The organism is uncultured Neisseria sp., assembly GCF_951230505.1.
Taxonomy (GTDB): Bacteria; Pseudomonadota; Gammaproteobacteria; order Burkholderiales; family Neisseriaceae; genus Neisseria.
This window is the reverse complement of sequence record NZ_CATNVN010000134.1, coordinates 1-5,000: the sequence shown is the minus strand read 5'-3', so window position 1 is coordinate 5,000 and position 5,000 is coordinate 1. Positions and strand designations below refer to the sequence as shown.

6 protein-coding genes are annotated in these 5,000 nt (G+C 56.2%); 2 read left to right on the top strand and 4 right to left on the bottom strand.

What is annotated here, in order from left to right:
* From hrpA to Q1M25_RS08010, 4 genes are all read right to left on the bottom strand, one after another.
* Positions 1-1,355, bottom strand: a 1,355-nt coding sequence (hrpA, locus tag Q1M25_RS08025) for an ATP-dependent RNA helicase HrpA (RefSeq protein WP_300483738.1), incomplete at its 3' end; no start/stop codon positions are given.
* Positions 1,356-1,463: 108 nt separating this feature from the next.
* The gene (gene rsfS / locus Q1M25_RS08020) at positions 1,464-1,850 is read right to left on the bottom strand and encodes a ribosome silencing factor (protein WP_002246503.1); all 387 of its coding nucleotides are present in this window, start codon (positions 1,848-1,850) and stop codon (positions 1,464-1,466) included.
* A 58-nt stretch (positions 1,851-1,908) separates the two neighbouring features.
* Positions 1,909-2,514 carry a nicotinate-nucleotide adenylyltransferase gene (gene nadD / locus Q1M25_RS08015; RefSeq protein WP_003749340.1) on the bottom strand — a complete coding sequence of 202 codons (606 nt, stop codon included), beginning with the start codon at positions 2,512-2,514 and terminating at the stop codon, positions 1,909-1,911.
* A 15-nt stretch (positions 2,515-2,529) separates the two neighbouring features.
* Positions 2,530-3,114, bottom strand: a complete 585-nt coding sequence (locus Q1M25_RS08010) for a carbonic anhydrase (protein WP_049336840.1) — start codon at positions 3,112-3,114, stop codon at positions 2,530-2,532.
* 120 nt (positions 3,115-3,234) lie between these two features.
* On the opposite strand from Q1M25_RS08010, the gene Q1M25_RS08005 reads away from it, so the two are divergent.
* Both Q1M25_RS08005 and Q1M25_RS08000 read left to right on the top strand, forming a co-directional pair.
* Positions 3,235-4,125, top strand: a complete 891-nt coding sequence (locus Q1M25_RS08005) for an NUDIX domain-containing protein (protein WP_300483730.1) — start codon at positions 3,235-3,237, stop codon at positions 4,123-4,125.
* A 15-nt stretch (positions 4,126-4,140) separates the two neighbouring features.
* On the top strand, positions 4,141-5,000 hold an 860-nt coding region (locus Q1M25_RS08000; protein WP_300483728.1), incomplete at its 3' end, for an ABC transporter ATP-binding protein.

The following is a 5,000-nucleotide window of genomic DNA, read 5'->3' as shown; positions in this document are numbered from 1 at the left end:
AAACCGTCATTGATATACCGCGAATCGGGCATTTCTAAAAATGGGAATGCTGCCACATCGCCGAGGTTCAGCGATGCCATGCGCAGGATGACGGCGGCGAGGTTGCTGCGGACGATTTCTGGGTCAGTAAATTCGGGGCGGCTGTTGAAATCTTCTTCTGAAAACAGTCGGATACATACGCCTGCGGAGACGCGGCCGCAGCGGCCGGAGCGTTGACGGGCGGCGGCTTGGGAGATTTTTTCGACATGAAGCTGCTCCACTTTTGCCCGTGCGGAATAGCGTTTGACGCGCGCAAGGCCGGTGTCGATGACGTATTTGATGCCCGGCACGGTGAGCGAGGTTTCGGCAACGTTGGTTGCCAGCACGATGCGTCGTTTTGCGCCAGAGGGGTGGAAGATTTTGTGCTGCTCGGCGTGCGACAGGCGTGCAAACAGGGGCAGGATTTCGTCGTTGCGGCGCAGTGTGGATTTGCGCAGGGCTTCGGCGGCTTCGCGGATTTCGCGTTCGCCCGGCAGGAATACCAAAATATCGCCTTCGCCATATCGCGCCAATTCGTCCGCTGCATCGACAATCGCATCGGTCAGCTCGACTTCCGCGTCGTCTTCGTCTTTGCTGGTAAGCGGTCGGTAGAGGATTTCGACGGGGTAGGTGCGCCCGCTCACTTCTAAAACAGGCGCGCCGTTGAAGTGTTGGGAGAAGCGTTCCGCGTCTATGGTTGCCGAGGTGATGATGACTTTTAAATCGGGGCGGCGTGGCAGAAGTTGTTTCAGGTAGCCCAAGAGGAAGTCGATGTTCAGGCTGCGTTCGTGCGCTTCGTCGATGATAATCGTGTCGTAGGCGGCGAGATAACGGTCGGTTTGGGTTTCTGCCAACAGGATGCCGTCGGTCATCAGCTTGACGCAGGCATCGCGCGAGGTGTGGTCGGTAAAGCGCACTTTATAGCCCACCGCGCTGCCGATTTCGGATTTCAGCTCTTCGGCAATCCGCTCCGCTACGGAACGCGCGGCCAAACGGCGCGGCTGGGTATGCCCGATCAATCCTGCCGCCCCGCGCCCGAGTTCCAAACAAATCTTGGGCAACTGCGTGGTTTTGCCCGAACCGGTTTCGCCGCAAATAATTGTTACCTGATTCTCGGCAATGGCTTTTTTGATTTCGTCGAGTTTTTCGTGAACGGGCAGCGTGTTGTCGAATTCGGGCTTGGGCAGTTTGGACAGGCGTTGCAGATAGAGGTCGTGCGATTTTTTGTATTTTTCCTCGACCTTGGCCAAGCCGCCGTATTTCTTGGGGTTTTTAAAGGCAGATCGCAGAAAATGGCGGTCTTTGGAGAGGGTTTGGGCGAAATCGGGATGCGGCATGATGGTGCAATGAATTAAATAATGTGAAAAGAATGGAATTATAGCAAAAGGCCGTCTGAAACTTGCTTGCTTTCAAGTTTCAGACGGCCTTTGTATGGATAAACTGTTTTAGTCGGCGGCGTGCCAAGGTTTTTGCATACCGGCGTGGAAACTCGGTTTTTCTCCGCCCCACAAGGTGTCGATGTCGTAGAAGTCGCGCACGGCAGGAAGCATGACGTGGACAACGAGGTCGCCTGCGTCGACGAGCGTCCATTCACCGCTGTCGCCTTCGGTGCTGAGGATTTCGAAACCGGCTTCTTTCAAATCGACGGCAACGTTGTTCGCCAGTGCTTTCACTTGGCGTGTGCTGTCGCCGCTGGCGATAATCATGCGGGCGAACAGGGAGGTTTTGTCTTGGGTTTCCAAAACAGAGATGTCTTTGGCTTTGATGTCTTCGAGGGCGTTTACGGCCACTTCGACCATTTTTTGCAGGTCTTGCAATTCTTGTTCGTTCATTGTTTTCCTAGTTGAAATGTTTTCAGACGGCATTATAGCTTATCTGCCTGAATAAACGCTATTTTTCATAGAGTTTGTGTTGGCGGATGTATTGGGCGACGGGTTGCGGCAGGCCGTCTGAATGGTGCGTTTTGGCGAGATTGGCGCGGATTTGGGTGGAGCTGGTGTTGTGCAGCGGCGCGTTGAGGATGCGGACGCTGCCGTTTTGCAGTGCTTCGCCGAGCCATGCGTGCAATTCGCGCGGGGTTTTGTTGAGGTTGTCGCCTTGGCGCATGGCAATGGCGATATGGGTCTGGCGCACGAGGGTTTGCCATTTTTTCCATGTGTGCAACTGCATCAGGCTGTCGCTGCCCATCAGCCACCACAATTGCGCACCGGGAAACTGCTGGCGGAAGATTTGGACGGTGTCAAACGTATAAGTTGCGCCGTCGCGGACGATGTCGCAATCGCTGGCGGCGAATTTCGGCTCGTCGGCGATGGCGAGTTCAACCATATTGAGGCGCTCTTGTGCCGGCGTGCGCGTGCTGTCTTTGTGGTACGGGTCGCCTGCCGGCAGGAAGACGACAAGGTCCAAACCGATTTCGTCGGCGAAGGCGCGGGCGATGTGGAGGTGGCCGTTGTGGATGGGGTCAAACGTGCCACCGAATAATCCGATGTTTTTCATTTCGTGGTGTCTGCGTTAGATGTTTTGGCCGTCTGAAGCAGGCAGGCTGCCGTCAACAATCAGGTTGAGCTTGCCAGTGGTCGGGTGGATGACCAGGCCGTGGATGGCGATATTGTCGGGCATCAGCGGATGTTTGCGAATCAGCTCGACGGTATGGCGCACGCTGTCTTCGACATCGTCAAAACCGGTCAGCCAGCCGTCCAAATCGATACCGGCATTACGCAGGGTTTCGATGCGGTCGTCGGGGATATTGCTGTCGTGTACGCGTTGGAGGAACTCTTCGGCGTGCAATCCGCGCATACCGCAGTCGTGGTGGGCAATGACCATGATTTCTTTGACTTTGAGTTCAAATACGGCCACCAACAAACTGCGCATCACCGAACCCCAAGGATGGGTCACCAGCGCGCCGGCGTTTTTGATGAGCTTGGCGTCACCGTTTTTCAAGCCCAACGCATTGGGCAGCAGCTCGATAATGCGTGCGTCCATGCAGGAAAGGATGGCCAGCTCGCGGCCGGGGTATTTGTTGGTGAAATATTTTTCGTATTCGCCCGTTTCGACGAAATGTTGGTTATAGGCGAGGATTTCGCTCAATTCGCTCATGATGTGCTCGTTTCGGATGGTTTACTCTATTATAGCGGTTTTCGGGTAGTGCGGTTGTTTTGCAAATTCGCCGTAAACGGCTAAAATCGACGTATCTTTAGTTCTTTTGGAGGATGCGCCATGTCTCAGTCTTTCCGTTTTGAACAGGTATTCACACCCGATGTCCACGACGAATTGTGGGATTGGGCGCAAACAAGCTATGGCGCATCCGACGATTGGTGTATTCTGTATCTCAACGGTCTGCCTTTAGGCCGTCTGAACCCGTTATGGCGCGAACGCCTCGGGCAAGATTGGACAGGCAGGCAGTCGACCCTTTCAGACGGCCTGAACTTGAAAACCGACAGCTGGGCAGAAATGGGCGACAGTTTGCAAACACTGGCGCGACAATGGCGCGAGTGCGGTTGGCTCAAGGGTTGGCGCGGTGAAAAGTTCGACATTTGCGACCAGTCGGGCCGGCCTTTATGCGCACTCGAACGCGCCGCCTTCCGTCCGTTCGGCCTGATGAGTCAGGCAGTGCATTTGAACGGATTGGTCGAAACAGAAGACGGTTTGCGCTTTTGGATAGGCCGCCGCAGTCCGCACAAAGCCGTCGATCCGAACAAACTCGACAATCTGACCGGAGGCGGTATCAGCAGCGGCGAGAGGCCGTCTGAAGCCGTCTGCCGCGAGGGCGAAGAAGAAGCTGGTATTCCCGCTTCTCTGACACCCCATATCCGACCGACTGCCCAAATATATAGTTTGCGCCCCGTTAATCGCGGTGTCCACAACGAAATTCTGTATATCTTCGACATCGTCCTGCCCGAAGGCTTCCAACCCGCCAACCAAGACGGCGAAGTCGCCGGTTTTGAACTGATGGACATCCCCACCCTGCTCGATGCCATGTTGAGCGGGCACATGATGCACGATGCCCAGTTGGTCACGATCGAAGCCTGCCGGCGATACGGCCTGATCGACCCCAAACATCCGCTGTCCGCATGGCTCGACAGCATCCGTTGCCGACCCCATTTTTAAAGGCCGTCTGAAACCATGTTGCAACTCAAAAACATCAACAAACGCTTCGGCAGCAAAACCGTTGCCCAAGACATCAACCTAAACGTCGAAGCAGGCGAAATCCTTGCCGTACTCGGCCGCTCCGGCTGCGGCAAATCCACCCTGCTCAAAACCATCGTCGGCCTGGTGCGTCCTGACAGCGGCGAAGTTTGGCTCAACGGCGAAAACATCACCGACATGCCGTCTGAAAAACGCAATATCTCGCTGATGTTTCAAGACTACGCCCTTTTGCCGCATTTAACCGCCCTCGACAACGTCGGCTTCGGCCTCAAAATGCGCCGTCTGCCCAAAGCCGAAATCGAAGAACAATCCATGCAGGCCTTGCGCGACATCGGTTTGGAACACGAAGCGCAACGCAAACCCGAAAGCCTCTCCGGCGGCGAACAGCAACGCCTCGCCCTCGCACGCGCCCTAATTACGCGCCCGTCGCTGTTGCTCCTGGATGAAGCCTTCTCCAGCCTCGACACCCACCTGCGCTACCACCTGCGCACCCTGACCGCCGAACGCATCCGCAGTCAAAACATCCCCGCCATCCTCGTGACCCACTCCGCCGAGGAAGCCTGCACCATGGCAGACACCATCGCCATCATGCACGAAGGCCGCATCCTCCAACACGGCACGCCGGAAACCCTTATCCGCCGCCCCGTCAACGCCCAAGCCGCCCTGCTGCTCGGTTTGGCCAACACCGGCGACACACACTACATTCCCCAACACGCCATCCGATTCGACCCGAACGGCACGACCGTCCGCATCAGCAAAGCCGTCCCCCTCGCCGAAGGCACGCGCCTCACCCTCGCCCATCCGCAATACGGCGATTTGATTTGGTATCCCCACGC

Excerpts from the sequence above, each read along its gene's own strand:
- rsfS (WP_002246503.1), bottom strand. The coding sequence starts at position 1,850 with ATGAACGAACAAGAATTGCAAGACCTGCAAAAAATGGTCGAAGTGGCC.
- Q1M25_RS08010 (WP_049336840.1), bottom strand. The coding sequence starts at position 3,114 with ATGAGCGAATTGAGCGAAATCCTCGCCTATAACCAACATTTCGTCGAA.
- nadD (WP_003749340.1), bottom strand. The coding sequence starts at position 2,514 with ATGAAAAACATCGGATTATTCGGTGGCACGTTTGACCCCATCCACAAC.
- Q1M25_RS08005 (WP_300483730.1), top strand. The coding sequence starts at position 3,235 with ATGTCTCAGTCTTTCCGTTTTGAACAGGTATTCACACCCGATGTCCAC.